This is a genomic window from Aeromonas sp. CA23, assembly GCF_002587065.1.
Lineage (GTDB): Bacteria > Pseudomonadota > Gammaproteobacteria > Enterobacterales > Aeromonadaceae > Aeromonas > Aeromonas bestiarum.
In genome coordinates this window covers 1-19296 of the sequence record NZ_CP023818.1, presented here as the reverse complement: position 1 = coordinate 19296, position 19296 = coordinate 1, and the positions used below count along the sequence as shown (strand labels likewise).

Here is a 19296-nt window from a genome sequence, read left to right as displayed (position 1 = left end):
GTCGCGATTATTTTTTGTCGCAAATCAAGTTGTGCAAAAGGCAAACCGGACGAAAGTCCGGGACGCAAAGCTTCCGGTCTAAGGGTCAGCAGTACCTAAGATAGCGGGGCCACCACAGGTTGTTTCGTCCATGGGCCAAGCCATGGAGCGATGTTGTCTGCGTTACCTGTCAGGTTGGCGTTGCCTTTTTCGTTATTTATTCCAAGAACGAAATAAGGATATTCAACTATGTTAAGTCCAAAACCCTCAGTACTGGCGTTGTTGGTCGGGGGTCTGTGTGCCTCCTCCGCCTTCGCTGCCGCCCCCGGCAAACCCACCATAGGCTGGGGCGAAACCAAGTTCGCCATCGTCGAAGTGGATCAAGCCGCTACCTCCTACAACAAGCTGGTCAAGGTACACGCCGATGGCGCGCCGGTCAGCGTGAGCTGGAACCTCTGGTCCGGTGATGTCGGCCAGACCGCCAAGGTGCTGCTCGATGGCAAGGAGGTGTGGTCAGGTGCCGCCTCCGCCGCCGGCACAGCCAACTTCAAGGTGACCAAGGGGGGTCGCTACCAGATGCAGGTGGCCCTGTGCAACGCCGATGGTTGCACCCTCTCCGACAAGAAAGAGATCCTGGTGGCCGATACCGACGGCAGCCACCTGGTGCCGCTCAAGGCGCCGCTGCAGGAGAACAACAAGCCTTACGCCAACAAGTCCGGCAAGGTGGTGGGGGCCTACTATGTGGAGTGGGGCGTCTATGGTCGCAAGTTCACCGTGGACAAGGTCCCGGCCCAGAACCTGACCCACATCCTCTACGGCTTTACTCCCATCTGCGGCGGCAATGGCATCAATGACAGCCTGAAAGAGATCGCGGGCAGTTTCGAGGCGCTGCAACGCTCCTGCGCCGGGCGCGAAGACTTCAAGGTCTCCATCCACGATCCCTGGGCCGCCATCCAGATGGGGCAGGGCAATCTCACCGCCTATGACGAGCCCTACAAGGGCAACTTCGGCAACCTGATGGCGCTCAAGAAGGCCTATCCGGACCTGAAAATTCTCCCCTCCATCGGTGGCTGGACCCTCTCCGACCCCTTCTTCTTCTTCGGTGACAAGACCAAGCGCGACACCTTCGTCGCCTCGGTGAAGGAGTACCTGCAGACCTGGAAATTCTTCGACGGGGTGGATATCGACTGGGAGTTCCCGGGCGGTCTGGGGGCCAACCCCAACCTCGGCAGCGCCTCCGATGGCGAGACCTATGTGCTCCTGATGAAGGAGCTGCGCGCCATGCTCGACGAGCTGAGCGCAGAGACGGGTCGCACCTACGAGCTCACCTCTGCCATCAGCGCCGGCGGCGACAAGATTGCCAAGGTGGACTATCGCGCCGCCCAGCAATACATGAATCACATCTTCCTGATGAGCTACGACTTCAACGGTGCCTGGACCAATACCGGGCTGGGCCACCAGACAGCGCTCTATGAGGCGAGCTGGGATCCCAACACCAAGTACACCACCGACAAGGGGGTCAAGGCGCTGCTGGGTCAGGGCGTGGATCCGGGCAAAGTCGTGGTGGGCGCGGCCATGTATGGCCGTGGCTGGACCGGCGTCAGCGGGTATCAGGGCAACAACCCCTTCACCGGCACCGCCACAGGCCCCATCGCGGGCAGCGAAGCGGAAGGGATCTGGGAGAAGGGGGTCATCGACTACCGCGGCATCGCCAAGGGCAAGATGGCCGGTGACTGGCAGTACAGCTACGACGAGGTGGCCGAGGCGCCCTATGTGTTCAAGGCATCCACCGGCGAGCTCATCACCTTCGATGACGATCGCTCGGTCAAGGCCAAGGGGCAGTACGTGCTGGCCAACCAGCTCGGCGGCATGTTCGCCTGGGAAATCGACGCCGACAACGGCGACATCCTCAATGCGATACACGAGGGGCTGGGCAACGGCGAAGGCACAACACCGCCGGTCAACAAGCCGCCTGTGGCCAACGCAGGCAATGATCTCGCGGTGACGGGGCCGGCCGAGCTGGTGCTGGATGGTTCCTCATCCCGTGATCCGGAAGGGGCCGTACTGAGCTACAGCTGGACCCAGATCTCCGGTCCCAAGGCGACCCTGAGCGATGCCAACCAGGCCAAGGCCAAGGTGAGTGTCGATGCGGTCAGCCAGGACGTGAATCTGGTGTTCGAGCTGACGGTGACCGACGATCACAACCTCAGTGCCAAGGATCAGGTGGTGGTGACCAACAAGGCGCCGCAACCCAACCTGCCGCCTGTGGTGACTGTGCAGGACAAGGTCTCGGTCCAGGCCGGCAAGCAGGTGAGCATCACCGCCAGCGCCACCGACCCCAACGGTGACACCCTCAGCTATCAGTGGAGCGTGCCGGCAGGCCTGACCGCCAGCGGTCAGAACAGCAAGACCCTGGTGGTGACTGGCCCTGCCGTGACAGTGGAGACCGGCTATGACCTCACGGTCACAGTGACCGACGGCGCCCTGGATGCCCAGGGCAAGACCCGCCTTACCGTGACCCCGGTCAGCGGTGGTGGCGACTGTGGTGCCACGGATCCCGATGCCGCCAACTGGCCGGCCTGGAAGGCCGCGACCACCTACAACGGTGGCGAGAAGGTGAGCCACAACCAGCTGGTGTGGCAGGCCAAGTACTGGACCCAGGGCAATGAACCGAGCCGCACCGCCGATCAGTGGAAGCTGACAAGCCAGGTGCAGCTGGGCTGGGATGCCGGTGTGGCCTACAACGCCGGTGACCTGACCACCCACAACGGTCGCAAGTGGAAGGCCCAGTACTGGACCAAGGGCAATGAGCCCGGCAAGCACGACGTCTGGCAGGATGCAGGCGCCGCCAGCTGTAATTAACTTCTTTGTCAACTAGCCTTTCTGTGAACCAACCGGGGCATGCTTGCATGCCCCTTCTTTTTCCCACAACAACAGCGAGCGTCATGATGACCATACACACTACCCGTATTGCCAGCCTGATCACCGCAGTGCTGGCAAGCGGTTCTCTGCTGGCCGCTACTCAGGCTGTCCCTGCCCTGATCTTCGACGGCACCCAGCCACAGAACGATCTGCAAGGTTCGCTGGCCGCCAGGGTGCAGTTTGCCCAGAGCCAGATCCTGCCCGCCCATCCGCGTGAGGGGGACAATCAGCCCCATCTCACCGCCCTGCGCAAGAGCCTGTTGCTGGTCAGACCGATGCAAGCCGACAGCACAGCTCCCATGGTGGTGATGGCCTATGATGGGACGGGTAAGTTGCTTGGTTCTATGGGTCTCAACCCCCCCTCTCGACTACCCAAAACCGCCTACTACCTGGAGGGTTCTCCCGAGGAAGGGGTCGATTTCACTCCGGGCCCGGGCACCACGGGCGTCATCAACAGCAGCAGCGAACTGGCACAGCTGGGCGATCCGGGTGGCGCCTTCCTGCTGAGCAAGTTGCGAGTCCATGCGCTTGTGTCCATCCAGACCGCAGACGGGCGCTGGGTGCGCAACATGTATCTGCCGACGGATGGGACGCTGGAAGGCAAGATGGTGCGCCTCGCCTCCAATGCCGGCTACGACTCGACCGTCTTTTTCAGCGGCCGCCAGGTGACCCTCTCCCGCGGCCAGAGCCAGCAGTTCAAGTTCGTGCGTGGCCAGTGGATCCGCGATGGCGAACTGGAAAACAACGGCATCACTTACGCCAGCGATGCCTGGAGCGGGGTATTGCCCTCCAAATGGATAGTACCTGGACTCAGCTTGTGGTTCAGTCATAACCAGCTTCACGGCGAGCTGACGGACCTCAAGGTGGGGGCGCCGGGTGAGCTGCTGATCCACACCATAGACATCGGCATGCTGACCAGTCCGCGCGACCAGTTTGCGTTTGCCAAGGACAAAGAGGCCCAGCGTGAGTATTTCCAGACCATTCCCGCCAGCCGGCTCATCGTCAGCCAGTACGCACCCCTGTCACTGCCGGAGGTGATGCTGCCGGATGGCACCCTGCTCACCGACTTCGATCCGAGCGAGGGGGGCTGGCACGAGGGCACCATGCGTCAGCGCATCGGCAAGGAGCTCATCTCCCTTGGCATCGACAATGCCAACTACGGCATCAACAGTACGGCCGGTGAGGGGGAGAGCAGCCATCCCTATGTGGTGGCCCAGCTGGCCGCCCACAACAGCCGTGGCAAGTACGCCAAGGGGGTACAGGTGCATGGTGGCTCCGGCGGGGGCGGCATAGTCACCCTGGACGCATCCCTTGGCAACGAGTTCAGCCACGAGGTGGGCCACAACTACGGCCTTGGCCATTACGTGGGCGGTTTTGCCGGCTCTGTGCATCGCAGCGCCGACCAGATCAATGCCACCTGGGGCTGGGATGGCGACAAGAATCGCTTCATCCCCAACTTCTTCGCGACCCGCAGCGGCCAGAGCACCTGCCTCGACGGTCAGTGCCAGGCCCCCTTCCATGACCGCACGTTTGGCCTGGATGCCATGGCCGGCGGGGCGCCGCTCTCCGGCTTCAACCGCTTCACCCTCTACACCCCCAACTCGGCGGCCATCATCCAGCGCTTCCTAGAGAGCAAGGCGGTGTTCGATGCCGGCTCGTCCACGGGTTTCAGCAAGTGGAACGAGAGCCAGGCCAGGATGGAGCCTTACCGGCACAGGGTCGATCTCTCCGAGCAGATCACGGCACCTGTGAGTGATCTGGGCGAGGTGAGGCTGGCGGCCCTGCTGGCTGAGTACGATCTGGTCAAGGTGGCCATGTGGGATGGCAACTGGACCCGCAACATCCAGTTGCCGCCGGCCTCGGCGGTCAATCGCGGCCGCGTCGTCAGCATCGATCACGACGCCGGCTACAACAGCACCCTCTTCGTCAATGGCCAGCAGATCACCGTCTCGCGCGGCTTCAAGAAGAGCTACCGCTCGGACGGCAGCCGCTGGAACGAGGGGCCGCCGGCGGACTTGGCGGTGGATCGCAAACCCGTGGCCTTCGGGGTGCCGGTGACGACCCTGGTCGGTTATTACGATCCGCAGGGCCAACTGCCGAGTTACCTCTATCCGGCGCTGCACGGCGCCTACGGCTTTGCCTATGGCGATGACGGCGAGCGACTCGGGACGGGGGATTGCCAGCTGCAGGTGGAGACCCGCGATGGCCTGCTGCGCTTCCGGCTCGCCAATCACCGTCTGAGCGCCAACGTGATGAACAAGTTCCATGTCAACGTGCCCACCGCCAGCGAGCCGCGTAGTGCCAGCCTGCTGTGCCGCAACCAGCAGCAGAACGAGGCCCAGCTCGCGCCGGCACCGGCCGGGCTCGGCTACACGGTCAACGGCATGCCGCTGGCGGTGCGCTGAGACGTTTTTTTCTCGCGCAACGCGAGGTGCCACTGGCGGGGGCCAAGCCCCGCCTTTTATCTAGCAAGAGGTAACGATGATGATAAGAAAGTCCTCTGTGGCCAGCCTGCTGGCCGGACTCTGTCTGAGCGGTCAGCTGTGGGCCGCCGCCCTGTATGACATCAATCAGGGATACGGTGGCGGCAGCCAGGTCAGTTTCAACGGCAAGATCTATGAAGCCAAGTGGTACGCCAATCCGGGCCAGAGCCCTGGGCTGCAGGTCGCCAACGAGTGGGACTCTCCGTGGGCCCTGATGGGTGACGGCGAGGCGACCCCGCCCGATGGCGGCGCTGGCGTCACGCCCCCGGCGGAGGGGGGCAGCGGTGCCACCGAAGGCTCGCCCGTCTACCTGAGCCAGAGCGAGCTGGATGCCAAGGAGAAAGCGCTCACCGACTTCCCGGCCATGGCGGCAGTCAAGGCCTCCATCGCGACCCGTGACAACGCCGTGGTCGAGGCGGTGGCCCCAGGGTTGCCGCTCAATCCCGCCAACGTCAAGCGGGTCGAGGGGTTGATCAGCGAGTCGCAGTTCAACTTCCTGTTCCCGCTGCGGGCCCCGGAATACACCTATCGCGGCTTCCTGCAGGCGGTGGCCAAGTTCCCGGCCTTCTGCGGCGACTACAGCGACGGGCGCAACGCCGAGGCCATCTGCCGCAAGTCGCTGGCCACGATGTTCGCCCACTTCGCCCAGGAAACCGGCGGTCACGAGAGCTGGCGACCCGAGCCCGAGTGGCGCCAGGGTTTGGTGTGGGTGCGGGAGATGGGCTGGACCGAGCAGATGCGCGGCGGTTACAACGCCGAGTGCCGGCCGGATGTGTGGCAGGGCCAGCAGTGGCCGTGCGGCAAGTTCGAGAACGGCGAGTTCAAGAGCTACTTCGGCCGTGGCGCCAAGCAGCTGTCGTACAACTACAACTACGGTCCCTTCTCAGAGGCCATGTTCGGCACAGTGCGCACCCTGCTGGACAACCCGGAGAAAGTGGCGGACACCTGGCTCAACCTGGCCAGCGCCGTCTTCTTCTTCGTCTATCCGCAGCCGCCCAAGCCCTCCATGCTGCACGTGATCGACGGCACCTGGCAGCCCAATGCCCACGACCGGCAGAACGGCCTGGTGCCGGGCTTCGGGGTGACCACCCAGATCATCAACGGCGGGGTGGAGTGCGGCGGCGCGGCCGAGCACGCCCAGTCCCAGAACCGCATCAATTACTACCAGGCCCAGGCCCAGTATCTGGGGGTACCCGTGCCGGCAGACGAGGTGCTCGGTTGCAAGAACATGAAGTACTTTGACGAGGCGGGCGCCGGCGCCCTGCCCATCTATTGGGAGAACGACTGGAGCTATGTGCCGGGCAACCCCAACGGCGGCAAGAGCTACGCCTGCAAGCTGGTGGGCTACCAGACCCGCTTCAGTGCCTTCAAGGCGCGGGACTACAGCCAGTGCGTGCAGCACTTCTTCCCCGAGGTGGTGATCGAGGACAACGGCGGTGGCACCAACCTGCCGCCGGTGGCCAATATCAGCGGCCCGAGCGAGGCGCTGGGCGGTGCGACCGTGCTGCTCTCCGGCCAGGGCTCGAGCGATCCGGAAGGCAAGCCGCTCGGCTACGCCTGGGCTCTGCCCGCCGGGGCCAGCGCCTCGGATCTGAGCCAGTCCACCCTGAGTGCCACCCTGCCGGCTACCCCGGTCAGCGACACCCGCTACGGCTTCGTGCTCAAGGTGACCGACGAGAAGGGGCTCAGCCGCAGTGCGACCCACGAGATCCTGATCAAGGGCAGCGGCGGCACCACGCCGCCCGATGGCAACCCGCCCTACAAAGCAGGTACGGCCTACAAGGCCGGTGACAAGGTGAGCAATCTGGGGGGCAACTACCAGTGCAAGCCGCACCCCTACACCGGCTGGTGCGCGGGCGCTGCCTGGGCCTATGAGCCCGGCAAGGGCACGGCCTGGGGGGATGCCTGGATCAAGCTGTGACGTCTGTATTCGTTCAATAAAAAAGGCCCGTCAGGGCCTTTTTTCATGGGAGGACGCGCCATCAGAGCGGCTTTTGCCACAGGCTCAGCAGCAGATCCTGTTCCAGCTCGTCCGGTCCCTGCTGGGTAAAGGCGTGGCGCTGTTCACCGCTGGCGCGCCAGCCAAGGCGGCTGGTTTCCAGGATGAAGCTGCGCAGGGACTGATCCATGGTCATGGCGAACTGGCAACGTTCCTGGCCCAGTGGGGTGAGACCGCCGAGGGTGGGCCAGCTGAGGGGGTGTTCCATGCTCACAGGGTTGAGGCTGACCCTCAACTGCCACTGGTGGCGCGGGCCCGGTTGCAGGTAGAGCAGATAACCGCCCGGTGCCAGCCAGCTGACCAGCTGCTCTGTCTTGACCTTGAGGTCGTTGACCAGCAGCACCTGGGCCGTACCCGGCAGGATAGGGGCGCGGGCCGGATCGGCGATGACGAACTGAGCGTCCGGCTGTGCCTTGTTGGCGGCGAAGATGGTGTTCTTGGCGATGTCGACGCCAGCAAATTGCCAACCCGGCAGGCGCTCGGCCAGGGCGCGGCAGTAGTAGCCTTCGCCGCAACCCAGGTGGATCAGCTCGCGGGGGCCGAGCGGGGCGAGCAGGGCCGCCATGGCATCCACCAGCGGCGCCTGGTGACCCTGTTCCAGGAAGTTGCGCTTGGCGCGCATCAGGGCGCGGCTGTCACTGTCCTTGGGGTTCTTCTTGCCGGGAATGAGATCCAGATAGCCTTCCGGAGCCGGATCGAAATGGTGCTTGTTGTCGCAATAGACCCCGCGGGATGCTTCGTGAAGATGCAGGGGACTGCGGCAAAGGGGACATTGAAGATGCATACACACTCGCTTGGTTGAGGCCGGGGAAGGGCGTGCAGGATTATAGGGGAGACGATCAGAAAAGGCTGCCGTGGCAGCCTTTTTTATCCAACGGCCCTGTGCTGAGCCGTCAGGGAACCCTGTCAGCGGGTGCCAAACACCACTATGGTCTTGCCGTGGGCGGAGATCAGCTCCTGCTCTTCGAGCATCTTGAGGATCCGGCCTACGGTTTCGCGGGAGCAGCCAACGATCTGGCCTATCTCCTGACGGGTGATCTTGATCTGCATGCCATCCGGGTGGGTCATGGCATCCGGCTGTTTGGCCAGATTGAGCAGGGTCTGGGCGATCCGGCCGGTGACGTCCAGGAAGGCCAGGTTGCCGACTTTCTGACTGGTGTGCTGCAGTCGAGTCGCCATCTGACCGGAGAGACGCATCAGGATTTCCGGATTGACCTGGATCAGCTGACGGAACTTCTTGTAGGAGATCTCGGCTACTTCACAGGAGCCCTTGGCGCGAACCCAGGCGGAACGCTCCGGATTCTCGCTCTCCTCGAACATGCCCATCTCGCCCAGGAAGTCGCCCTGGTTCAGATAGGAGAGGATCATCTCCTTGCCTTCATCGTCCTTGATCAAGACGGCCACAGTGCCCTTGACGATGTAGTAGAGGGTTTCCGCTTTCTCACCCGCATGGATCAGGGTGCTCTTGGCGGGATACTTATGAATGTGGCAGTGCGACAAGAACCATTCCAGGGTGGGATCGCTTTGCGGTTTGCCAATGACCATGAGAATTCCTCTGTAGTGTCTTTTTATGGACTCGTGCGTCCGGGCAAGCTGCCAACCTTGCCATTCCTTGTATTAGTCGCAGTAGGATAAGAGCCTTTGTCTGTGCTGACAAGGCTTTGAGGGCTTTTGCCAGATCCCCTTGTTGCCTGCTGCGCTATCCCGCCCATTTTAGGGAAGATGGCGGCATCAGATGTTGATTTTGATCTAGTTCGCCTGCAAGTTCGCGAAAATGGCTGACATGTGCCGCTATAGCTCCGTCTGGGGTATGCTATGTCAGTCAGATCTGTCGTCATATAAGAGGAAATGTGAGATGAAAGCCAAGGTCAGCTGGGTGGAAGGCATGAAGTTTGTCGGCGAGAGTGAGTCCGGTCATCAGGTGACCCTGGACGGCGCCAACCCCGGCGAAGGTGCCAGCCCGATGGAGATGATCCTGCTGGCGGTAGGCGGTTGCAGCTCGATCGACGTGGTCTCCATCCTGGAGAAGGCGCGTCAATCCGTGACCGCTTGCCATGTGGAGCTGGAAGGGCAGCGAGTGGAGTCGGTGCCGCGGGTATTCGAGAAGATCCACCTCAACTTCGTCGTGACCGGCAAGGGGCTGGCGGAGAAACAGGTGGCCCGCGCCGTGGATCTGTCGATGGAAAAGTACTGTTCCGTTTCCCTGATGTTGGAAAAAGCGGTAGAAATTACCCATAGTTATCAAATTCTTGAAGCCTGATAGCCGTGACTCTTCCGATTGAATAACACCATGACATAAGGAAAGTGCAATGAAAAACATGATCGTGTTACTTCCCCTGCTGGGGCTGGCGGCCTGCAGCATGCCGCAACCGACCCAGTACCAGTACAGCCAGTACCAGTGCGGGGAAGAGTTGTTGGCCGTGACCTATGATGCCCAGGCCGACATGGTGCAGTTCCCCTATGCCGGCGTGTATCACAAGCTGGGCCGGGTGGAAGCGGAATCCGGTGCCAAGTATTCCGACGGTGTCACCACCTTCTGGAATCAGGAGAAGCAGGCCCTCCTCACGCAAAAAGGGGTGACCCTGCTGACCTGTCAGCGCAAGTGATCGTCATGGTGTGATCGCAACGGCCTGCTCGCGCAGGCCGTTTTGTTTTATGGGGAAGGGCGCTGTATCAGCGGGTCGGCAGGGCGTTCAGCATCTGGCTGGCCAGTTGCTGGCTCAGCTGGCGGCGTGACGCCTCCGGGATGGCCACGTCGCTGGCGAGTGAGATGGCGCTGCTCCACACCGCCTGCTGGGTGCGCCGGTCGAGCAGCACTATGGCCAGGGTACCCTTACGATCGCCGGCCTTGGCCTGCAGCCCGGGCGTCATGCCGAGGCGGGCGAAGATCTCGCCATCGCTCAGATCCTTGCTGCCCGCGACGCCGATGGCGACCCAGACATCGGCCTCGGCGAGCGGCACGCTCTGCCAGCCCTTGCTGCCCAGCTCCTGGTTGACCGCCTGCTGCACCGGCTCCAGCCAGCCCTCGGCACTGTCACCCGCATACTGGAACTGCTCGGCCAGCGCGTAGCGCGGCGTCGCCCCAAACGGCCAGCTGGCCGCCGGTCGTACCACCATGGTGCCCGACTCGACGGTCGGGGCGGCGGGGCCGCTGCTGCAACCGCCCAGCAGGGCGGCCAATACCACAGAGAGAAACGCTAACCGCATCATAAACTCCTTGGCTCAGGTGATCTTGCCGGTTTCGAGCAACTGCTGGATCAGCGGGCGCAGGATCAGCTCCATCGCGAAGCCCATCTTGCCACCCGGGACCACTATGGTGTTCATCCGTGACATGAAGGCGCCATCTATCATCGACAGCAGGTAGGGGAAGTCCACCTGCTTGATGCCACGAAACCGTATCACCAGCATACTCTCGTCCAGACTCGGGATCACCTTGGCACTGAAGGGGTTCGAGGTATCCACGGTCGGCACCCGCTGGAAGTTGATGTGGGTGCGGGAAAACTGCGGTGTGATGAAGTTGATGTAGTCGTCCATGGAGCGGACGATCGAATCGGTCACCGCCTCGCGTGAGTGACCGCGCTCCGAGGTGTCGCGAATGAGCTTCTGGATCCACTCCAGGTTGACGATGGGTACCACGCCGATGAGAAAGTCCACGTGGCGGGCCACGTTGTGATCCTCGGTGACCACGCCGCCGTGCAGCCCCTCATAGAACAGCAGGTCTGTGTCGGCTGACAGGTTTTGCCAGGGGGTGAAGGTGCCCGGCATCTGGTTGAAGGGCACCGCCTCGTCGAAGCTGTGCAGGTAGCGCCGATACTGGCCGCTGCCGTTCTGGCCGTACTCCTGAAAGAAGCTCTCCAGCAGGCCGAAGTCGTTGGCCTCGGGGCCGAAATAGCTGATGTGGCGCCCCTGTTCGCGCGCCTTTCGGATCGCCACGTCCATTTCCGGTCGGGTGTAGCGATGAAAACTGTCCCCTTCCACCACCGCCGCTTTGTACCCCAGCTGATGAAACATGGAGCGAAAGGCGTTGGTGGAGGTGGAGGTGCCGGCACCGGACGAACCGGTAACCGCAATGATGGGATGCTTGGCCGACATAGAATTATCTCTTCCTTGGGAGTTCCGTTATAAAGGCATGTTCCGAGTGCGGTCAAGTGCGCCGCTTGTCGGTACTCTCTTGCAACAGGCAGCCTGGCGTGACACTTGTTATCGGGTACTCAGTGATGAAGGGGGAGTCGCGCCACAAAAAAAGGGCTGACGATGCAGCCCTTATTGAGATGGCGCAGACGCGCCGTCGTTTCGTGTAGCCAGGGCTAGCTGGCGCCTTGCTTGCTCACCGGCTTTATCCCCACCAGCACGGCCCCCAGCAGGATGAAGATCACCCCTACCGCCTTGCCCGGCTCCAGCGATTCGGCAAAGCTCGGTATGCTGACCGCCAGCAGATAGACCAGCGCATAGCTGGTGCTGAGCAGGGGATAGGCGATGTTGAGCGGGGTGGAGTGCAGCGCCGCCAGCCAGCAGAGCAGCGACAGGGCGTAGCAACCCACCCCGGCGAGGATGACCAGCAGCGGCAGCGGATGGGCCAGCATGACGGCGAGATCCGCCTGCCAGGCGGGCAACTGGATCACCCCCCACTTCATGCCGAGCTGGGCCAGGGTCACCAGCAGTATGCTGCCGAGCACATAGAGATAGCCCTTGAGCGCGGGCTTCCCCGTCACCTCAGGTGCTTTGCCAACCCCACTCATAGCAAGCCTCCCAGCAAGAGGGCGCCAATGATGATGGCGCCAGCCCCCAGCCAGTTGTGATAGGTGATCTGCTCGTGAAAGAACAGCCGCGAGCCTATCAGCACCAGCACCAGATTGATGCTGAGCATGGGGTAGGCCATGCTCAGCGGCAGCCGCTGCAACAGGTAGATCCAGAGCAGCATGCCGCTGCCGAGGGCCGCCACGCTGGCGATGAGCCAGGGTGACAACAGCTTCTGCCAGTGGCTGCAGGGCTGACGCTGCCAGCTGATGACCGCCTGCTTTTGCAGCATCTGACCGCCGCAGGTCAGCAGGCACACCAGCAGCAGCAGCAGTATGTCCATCACTGGACCCCGTGGTAGATCAGCAGGGTCAGCCGATGACTCACGATCGTCTCGTCAGCGGGGGGAACTGGGCCCGTGTTGCCGTCCCGATCCGTCTTCATCAACAGGGCCACCTGACCTTTCTTGCGCGCCTCTGCCAGCAAGGCAGGGAAGTCGGCGCGCGCCACGTAGCGCCCCTCGGCATCCGGGTAGCCGAGACCGTAATGCACCTCGCCCTTGCTGTCGAACAGGGTGATCTCGCTGCGCCGGGTTTCCCAGGCGAGGGAGGAAGCCAGCCCCACATCGTTGGCCAGCAGGGTGCCGGACTGCATCAGCACGGCCTGGTTGGCCTCGATGAAGCGCTCCGGCAGCTTGGAGTCGATCAGGGATTGCGGCAGCGCCCAGGGCAGGCCTATGGCCAGCACCATGGGGCAGAGCGCGCTCAGGGTCCAGCGGCGGCTGACATCCTTCAACTGGATGAAACCGAGCAGGGCCCAGCCGGCAAAGATGACCATGGCCACCGCCAGCGCCCCATGATCCTCTTCGCCGTAGACGGCGTGGCTGGGGGAGAAGGCCAGCACGGCGAGCACCGCCAGGCAGATGAGGCCGAACAGGCCGTTCAGCCAGGCATTGACCCTGAAAGCTCGCTCTTTACCTTCCTTGAGCAGGTCGACGGCGCTGGCGGCCATCAGCATGGCCAGCGGGGCGAAGCAGGGCAGTATGTAGGTGAGCAGCTTGCCCTTGGCGATGCTGAAGAAGAGGAACGGCAAGATGACCCAGGCCAGCAGATAGAGGGTCTCCGGGCTTATCTTGCGATTCTGCCAGCCCTTGCGCAGAGCACCGGGCAGCAGGCCGAGCCAGGGCAGGGTGCCGAGGAGCCCCATGGGCAGGTAGTACCAGAACGGCGCCTTGTGCTGGGCGTTGTCCGCCGCGAAGCGCTGTATGTGTTCAATCCAGAAGAAGTAGTGCCAGTAGTCGGGCTCGCGCAGGTGCACGGCGATGGCCCAGGGGGCGGTCAGCAGGACAGCGCTTAGTATGGCCAGCGGCCCGAAGCGCACCAGCTCGAGCAGACGGCGCTGATAGAGGACGTAGGGCACTATGACGATGACGGGCACCGCCAGGGCGATGAAGCCCTTGGTGAGAAAGCCCATGCCGCAGGCGAGGCCGAACAGCAGGTAGCCACCGATCCGGCTGCGCAGCGATCCCTCCTTGCGGATGATGTAGAAGCTGACCATGGCCGCGTTGAGCCAGAGGGTGACCATGGCATCGAGCACGCTGTAGGTGCCTATGCCGTAGACGATCAACAGCGACAGATAGATGAGGCTGGCGAGGAAGGCCTTGCGCCGGCACTGCCACAGCTGCAGCGCGAACCAGAAGATCAGCACGGCGCTCAGGCCGGTGGCGGCGGCCGAGGCGAAACGCACGGCGAAGTTGGTGTCACCGAACAGCTGCTGGCTGATGCTGTTGAACCAGTAGCCGGCGATGGGCTTCTCGAAGTAGCGCAAGCCCAGGAAGTGGGGCACGACCCAGTCTCCTGTGCTCACCATCTCCCGGCTTATCTCGGCGTAGCGGTTCTCGTCGGGGCTCCATAGCGGCCGCTGGTCGAGCGGCAGCAGGTAAAAGAAGAGAAAGAACAGGGGCAGTGCCCACTTGGTCAACGTCATGACATCCTCTGTAGCATTGTGTGGTGAGCGCAATGGTTCATCATGCCGCCCTCAGGGGCCCGATGTGCTGCGTCATGGTTCATCCTGCCACTGTCTGGTGGCCTGACTTGTTGTGTCTGGTCTATGCGTCGGCCTTGCAGCCAAGCCAGCCCTCTCGCCCTGGCAGGGTGCCGCGTACCAGTCGCCCGGCGCCCAGCTGAGCGGGGTCGGATGGTAACAGATCCCCCAGCGGAACAAAGCGGATGCCGCGCGCCCTGGCTTCGCTCAGCAGGGCATCGAACTGCTCCGCCATGACGATCCCTTCCACCTCGGCGTGAATGGTGTAGACGTGAGGCGCCACCTGCGGCGGTGTACAGAGCTTGCCCAGGATGAAAGCGTTGAACTGCGACGCCGTCACCTCGGGGCCGACCACTTCATCGAAGGTGGGCAGATTGACCGGGATCTGCGGCGTACCGAGCCGCCCATCCTGCAGCAGGGGCCGAAACAGGCCGCTGCCGCGACAGTCGCTGTTGTAGCGAAAGCCGAAATGTTCCTTGGCCTGGGTGGTGAGCGGGTCTGCCCGCCAGCCGGCGGCGGCGGAGCAGTCCACCTCCCGTCCCAGGATCTGGTTGAGTGCATCCACCCCGAGCCGGGTCTGGCGGATCAGTTCGGCCTCGCCCCAGCGTCCTGTGTTGGCCTGCCAGCCGTGGTGATCCCAGGCGTGCAGCCCCACCTCGTGGCGGGCGCTGTCGGTGTCGCGCATCAGGGAGCCCAGCTGTTTGCTGATGGACTTGCCGGGCCAGGCGGTGCCGGCCAGCAGTATGTCCAGCCCATAGAGGGATGCTGCGTTGGAGCGCAGCATCTTCAGCAAAAAGCGGGGTTTGAGCAGGCGCCACAGGTGGCGCCCCATGTTGTCGGGGCCGACCGAGAAGAAGAAGCTGGCCTTGACCTGATGCTTGTCGAGCAGTTGCAGCAAGCGGGGAACCCCGTCACGGGTCCCCCTGAAGGTATCAACGTCGATCCGCAGACCCACATCAATCATGCTCGACTCCCGTGGTGACCGCCCCTTGCAGGAAGAAGTCCAGGGTCTTGCCTATGGTCTCTTCCATTTCGATGGTCGGTTCCCAGTCGATCAGGCGGCGGGCATTCTTGATGCTCGGACGACGGTGGGAGACATCCTGATAGCCATCGCCGTAGAAGGACTTGCTCTCCACCATCTTGAAGCCGGCAAACGGCGGGAAGTGGTGGCGCAGCGGGTGTGCCTCGAACTTGGTGAGCAGCACCTCGGCCATCTGCTGGATGCTGGCCTCGTTGTCCGGGCTGCCGATGTTGATGATCTGGCCATCACAGCGGTTGCCCTTGTTCTCTATGATGCGGAACAGGGCCTCGATGCCGTCCTCTATGTCGGTGAAGCAGCGCTTCTGGGCGCCGCCATCCACCAGCTGGATCGGGGTGCCGTCCACCAGGTTCAGGATCAGCTGGGTGATGGCGCGGGAGCTGCCGATGCGGGCGGAGTCCAGGCTGTCGAGGCGCGGGCCCATCCAGTTGAAGGGACGGAACAGCGTGAAGCTGAGCCCCTCTTTCTTGCCATAGGCCCAGATCACCCGATCCAGCAGCTGCTTGGAGACGGAGTAGATCCAGCGCTGCTTGTTGATGGGGCCGACGATGAGACGGGATTCGTCTTCATCGAAGCTGTGATCGTCGCACATCCCGTACACCTCGGAGGTGGAGGGGAATATGATGCGCTTGTTGTACTTCACGCAGTAGCGAACGATCTTGAGGTTCTCTTCAAAATCGAGCTCGAACACGCGCAGCGGGTTGCGGGTGTATTCGATGGGGGTGGCGATGGCCACCAGCGGCAGGATCACGTCGCACTTCTTGATGTGATACTCGATCCACTCGGTGTGGATGCTGATGTCCCCTTCCACGAAATGGAAGTTGGGGTGGCCGATGAAGCGCTCCAGTGCGCTGGCGCCTATATCCAGCCCATAGACCTCGTAACGGCCATCCTTGAGCAGGCGCTCGGTCAGGTGGTTGCCGATGAAGCCGTTGACCCCGAGGATCAGCACCCGGGTCAGGCGCTCCTTGCGCAGGGCATTGCTGGCCTTGGGGCCGAGCCGCATGCCGGCCACCAGACCCAGTTCACGGGCGAGCTGGGCGCCACGCACATAGAGGCCGCCTTCCGCCTGGCCGGCCACGATTTCCAGCACCCCTTCACCGCAGGCGATGCGCAGCGGATCCTGGCTGAGGATGGTGCCGGGCAGCTTGTCGCTGGTCTGCTCGAGATGATTTGCCTTCCACACCGTCAGTTTGCGATCGCCGGCGAAGCTGAAGGCGCCCGGATAGGGCTGGGTGACGGCGCGCACCAGGTTGTAGAGCGCCCGTGCCGGGTTATCCCAGTGCAGCTCGCCATCGGCCGGAGTGCGGCGGCCATAGTAGCTGGCCTTGCTCTCATCCTGCGGGGTGAGCGAGATGTCGCCGGCGCGCAGTTTCGGCAGCTCGGCCTCCAGCAAGGTCCTGGCGGCGAGACGCACCTTGCCGTGCAGGGTCAGCGCAGTGTCGGCGTCTTTTATCTCGACGGCCTGCTGGGCGACGATGGCGCCGGCATCGGGCCGTGCCGTCATCTGGTGCAGCGTGATGCCGGTTTCGGTCTCGCCGTTGACCAGACACCAGTTGATGGGCGCGCGGCCGCGGTAGGCGGGCAGCAGGGAGCCGTGCAGGTTGAAGGCACCGACGGTCGGAATGTCCAGGATCGCCTGCTTGAGCATGTTGCGATAGTAGAAGGAGAAGAGGGCCTGGGGCGCCAGCTCCTTGATGCGCTCGACCCAGAGCGGATGGTTGACATCCTCGGGGGAGTAGACCGGCAGATCGTGCTCGGCGCAGAGCTGGGCGACCGAGCCGAAGAAGCGGTTCTCGCCGGGATCGTCGGCGTGGGTGAAGACGGCCTGGATCTCGTAGCCTGCCTCGAGCAGGGCCTCGATACCGGTACAACCGATATCGTGATAAGCAAAGACGACAACTTTCATTATTCAGCTTCCTGTTGCGAAGGAGTGGAGGCGCTGCGCACGACCTGATGGATGAAGTAGCGGGGACGGGCGCGCACGTCTGTGTACATGCGGCCTATGTATTCCCCCAGCAGCCCCATGCCCAGCAGCTGTACGCCGACGAAGGTGAAGAGAATGGCAAAGAGCGTGAAGACGCCATCGGCGGCCCAGTCTGCGCCCATCACGAAGCGCATCAGGATCAGCAGGATGGAGAAGGTGAAACCTATGCCCGCCACCACGCTGCCGACTATGCTGAGCAGCCGCAGGGGGGTGGTTGTCATGCAGGTGACCAGGTCATACATCAGGTTGATGAGGTGCATCAGGCCGTATTTGGATTCCCCGTGGGCCCGCTCGGCATGGCCGACTTCCAGTTCTATGGTGCGACGGGCGAAGCTGTTGGCCAGGATGGGGATGAAGGTGCTGCGCTCCTGGCAGCAGAGCATGGCGTCTATGATGTGGCGGCGGTAGGCCCGCAGCATGCAGCCGTAGTCGCTCATGTGCACGCCGGTGGCTCTTTGCACCGATTTGTTGATGAGGCGGGAGGCGGTCTTGCGGAACCAGGAGTCCTGGCGGTTGCGACGCACCGTCCCCACCACGTCATAACCCTGCATGGCGGCCTCCACCAGACGGGGGATTTCCTCCGGCGGGTTCTGCAGATCCGCATCCAGGGTGATCACCAGATCCCCCTTGGCGGTCTCGAAGCCGGCCATGATGGCGGCATGCTGGCCATAGTTGCGATTGAGCAGCACCCCGACCAGCTTGCTGCCGTCTTTGGCGGCGGCCTCGCTGATGATTTCGGTGGAGCCGTCGTGGCTGCCGTCATCGATGAGGATCACCTCGTAATCCTGGGGCAGGAGTTCGCAGGCGGCCGTGACCCGGCTCAGCAGCACGGGCAGGCTGGCCTCCTCGTTGTAGACGGGGATGATCACCGAAACCAGCTTGATGTCTGTGTTGTTCACGTGTCGTTACTCCAATATGTCGATGAGTGCCGCGACCACACGGTCAACGTCGGCCAGCGTCATGTCCGGGAAGAGTGGCAGGGTGCACAGGCGCGATGAGTTCCATTCGGTATGAGGCAGGCTGAGCGTCGGGTAGCGCTCGCGGTAGTATTTCTGGGTATGGGCGGCCCTAAAGTGCAGCCCTGTGCCTATGCCGCGCTCCTGCAGCGCCTGCATCAGCCGATCCCGGTCCAGACCACAGCGCTCGGGGTCGACCCGCACCATGAACAGGTGCCAGGCGTGCAGATGGGAATAGGCGGGCACGGCGAGCGGCATCAGCGGCAGGCCGGCCAGTTTTTCCTGATAGCGGGCCACCAGCTCGGCCCGCCTGGCATTGAGCTCGGGCAGGCGCGCCAGCTGCACCAGGGCGATGGCTGCGTTGATGTCGGCCAGGTTGTACTTGAAGCCCGGGGTGATCACTTCCGCCTGCGGCTTGCGGCCCAGGCTCATGCGATCGAAGGCATCCACCCCCAGCCCGTGAAACTTCAGCATGCGGGCCTTGTCCGCCAATTCCTTGTCATCGGTCACCAGCATGCCCCCTTCGGCGCAGGTCAGGTTCTTGATGGCATGGAAGGAGAAGATGGCGGTGCCGGTGGCGCCAATCCAGCGCTCCCGGTAGCGGGTGCCGACCGCGTGGGCCGCATCTTCGATGACGGGGATGCCGTGCTGGCGTGCCAGGTCGAGGATAGGGTCCAGATCGACGGGGCACCGGCGTAGTGGACCGGTATGATGGCTTTGGTCCTGGCGGTGATGAGCGGCGCTATCAGCTCGGCGCTGGTCATCAGCGTGTCCCTGTCCACGTCGACGAAGACGGGCTCGGCGCCGAGCAGGGTGATGATGTTGATGGTGGAGACCCAGGTCTGGGAGGGGGTGATCACCTCATCCCCCGGGCCTATCCCCAGCGCCATCAGGGTGACGTGCATGCCGGCGGTGGCAGAGCAGAGCGCGATCGCATGCTGGCAGCCGAATGTGTCACAGAATTGCTGCTCCAGCTCGTGATTCTTCGGGCCGGTAGTGATCCAGCCCGATTTCAGCACCTCACAGACAGCACTTATCTCGGCATCGCCGATGGCGGGCCTCGAAAATGGCAGAAAAATCTTGCATAAGCGATCCAACAATGAATATTAATCAGTGCCCAGCAGGCGGGGCAGCCCTAAAAATGATGCTCA

Annotated in this window: 15 protein-coding genes, 1 pseudogene and 1 riboswitch; of the genes and pseudogenes, 5 read left to right on the top strand and 11 right to left on the bottom strand. The window is 62.9% G+C overall.

Features of this window, described 5'->3' with window-relative positions; all coding sequences use genetic code 11:
• The first annotated feature begins 29 nt into the window (after positions 1-29).
• Positions 30-117: riboswitch (cyclic di-GMP riboswitch) on the top strand.
• Positions 118-228: 111 nt separating this feature from the next.
• The 3 genes from CK910_RS00080 to CK910_RS00070 all read left to right on the top strand — a co-directional run bounded on the left by CK910_RS00080 (position 229) and on the right by CK910_RS00070 (position 7305).
• The gene (locus CK910_RS00080) at positions 229-2841 is read left to right on the top strand and encodes a glycosyl hydrolase family 18 protein (RefSeq protein WP_043135097.1); all 2613 of its coding nucleotides are present in this window, start codon (positions 229-231) and stop codon (positions 2839-2841) included.
• An 86-nt stretch (positions 2842-2927) separates the two neighbouring features.
• Positions 2928-5306, top strand: a complete 2379-nt coding sequence (locus CK910_RS00075) for a M66 family metalloprotease (RefSeq protein WP_098984938.1) — start codon at positions 2928-2930, stop codon at positions 5304-5306.
• Positions 5307-5382: 76 nt separating this feature from the next.
• Complete coding sequence (locus tag CK910_RS00070; protein ID WP_301336236.1) at positions 5383-7305, top strand: glycoside hydrolase family 19 protein; 1923 nt, start codon at positions 5383-5385, stop codon at positions 7303-7305.
• Between the two features lie 61 nt (positions 7306-7366).
• On the opposite strand, the gene CK910_RS00065 is transcribed toward CK910_RS00070, so the two are convergent.
• Positions 7367-8167 carry a putative RNA methyltransferase gene (locus tag CK910_RS00065; protein WP_098980613.1) on the bottom strand — a complete coding sequence of 267 codons (801 nt, stop codon included), beginning with the start codon at positions 8165-8167 and terminating at the stop codon, positions 7367-7369.
• 122 nt (positions 8168-8289) lie between these two features.
• Positions 8290-8928 carry a cAMP-activated global transcriptional regulator CRP gene (gene crp / locus CK910_RS00060; RefSeq protein ID WP_042870085.1) on the bottom strand — a complete coding sequence of 213 codons (639 nt, stop codon included), beginning with the start codon at positions 8926-8928 and terminating at the stop codon, positions 8290-8292.
• 310 nt (positions 8929-9238) lie between these two features.
• Between crp and CK910_RS00055 the strand changes: the two genes are divergently transcribed.
• Both CK910_RS00055 and CK910_RS00050 read left to right on the top strand, forming a co-directional pair.
• The gene (locus CK910_RS00055) at positions 9239-9643 is read left to right on the top strand and encodes an OsmC family protein (protein WP_005311765.1); all 405 of its coding nucleotides are present in this window, start codon (positions 9239-9241) and stop codon (positions 9641-9643) included.
• A gap of 49 nt (positions 9644-9692) precedes the next feature.
• A complete protein-coding gene (locus tag CK910_RS00050) occupies positions 9693-9989 on the top strand; it encodes an MliC family protein (protein WP_042870087.1) in 297 nt (98 codons plus the stop codon).
• Positions 9990-10056: 67 nt separating this feature from the next.
• Here CK910_RS00050 and CK910_RS00045 read toward each other — a convergent pair whose 3' ends face one another.
• From CK910_RS00045 to arnB, 9 genes and pseudogenes are all read right to left on the bottom strand, one after another.
• Positions 10057-10590 carry a DUF4136 domain-containing protein gene (locus CK910_RS00045; RefSeq protein ID WP_043135095.1) on the bottom strand — a complete coding sequence of 178 codons (534 nt, stop codon included), beginning with the start codon at positions 10588-10590 and terminating at the stop codon, positions 10057-10059.
• A gap of 15 nt (positions 10591-10605) precedes the next feature.
• The gene (locus CK910_RS00040) at positions 10606-11475 is read right to left on the bottom strand and encodes a phosphoribulokinase (RefSeq protein WP_042870090.1); all 870 of its coding nucleotides are present in this window, start codon (positions 11473-11475) and stop codon (positions 10606-10608) included.
• A gap of 215 nt (positions 11476-11690) precedes the next feature.
• Positions 11691-12122 carry a 4-amino-4-deoxy-L-arabinose-phosphoundecaprenol flippase subunit ArnF gene (gene arnF, locus CK910_RS00035; RefSeq protein ID WP_098980612.1) on the bottom strand — a complete coding sequence of 144 codons (432 nt, stop codon included), beginning with the start codon at positions 12120-12122 and terminating at the stop codon, positions 11691-11693.
• Positions 12119-12463, bottom strand: a complete 345-nt coding sequence (locus tag CK910_RS00030) for an EamA family transporter (protein WP_043135091.1) — start codon at positions 12461-12463, stop codon at positions 12119-12121. The genes arnF and CK910_RS00030 overlap by 4 nt, the downstream gene beginning before the upstream one ends.
• On the bottom strand, positions 12463-14106 hold the full coding sequence (gene arnT / locus CK910_RS00025; RefSeq protein WP_098980611.1) for a lipid IV(A) 4-amino-4-deoxy-L-arabinosyltransferase: 1644 nt from the start codon (positions 14104-14106) through the stop codon (positions 12463-12465). The genes CK910_RS00030 and arnT overlap by 1 nt, the downstream gene beginning before the upstream one ends.
• Before the next feature lie 121 nt (positions 14107-14227).
• On the bottom strand, positions 14228-15127 hold the full coding sequence (gene arnD, locus CK910_RS00020) for a 4-deoxy-4-formamido-L-arabinose-phosphoundecaprenol deformylase (protein WP_098980610.1): 900 nt from the start codon (positions 15125-15127) through the stop codon (positions 14228-14230).
• Positions 15120-17111 carry a bifunctional UDP-4-amino-4-deoxy-L-arabinose formyltransferase/UDP-glucuronic acid oxidase ArnA gene (gene arnA / locus CK910_RS00015; protein ID WP_043554677.1) on the bottom strand — a complete coding sequence of 664 codons (1992 nt, stop codon included), beginning with the start codon at positions 17109-17111 and terminating at the stop codon, positions 15120-15122. The genes arnD and arnA overlap by 8 nt, the downstream gene beginning before the upstream one ends.
• Entirely contained in the window at positions 17111-18088 is a 978-nt protein-coding gene (gene arnC, locus CK910_RS00010; RefSeq protein WP_098980609.1) for an undecaprenyl-phosphate 4-deoxy-4-formamido-L-arabinose transferase, read from the bottom strand. Before arnC ends, arnA begins: the two co-directional genes overlap by 1 nt.
• 6 nt (positions 18089-18094) lie before the next feature.
• A pseudogene (gene arnB / locus CK910_RS00005) lies at positions 18095-19224 on the bottom strand (UDP-4-amino-4-deoxy-L-arabinose aminotransferase).
• Between the last annotated feature and the right edge of the window lie 72 nt (positions 19225-19296).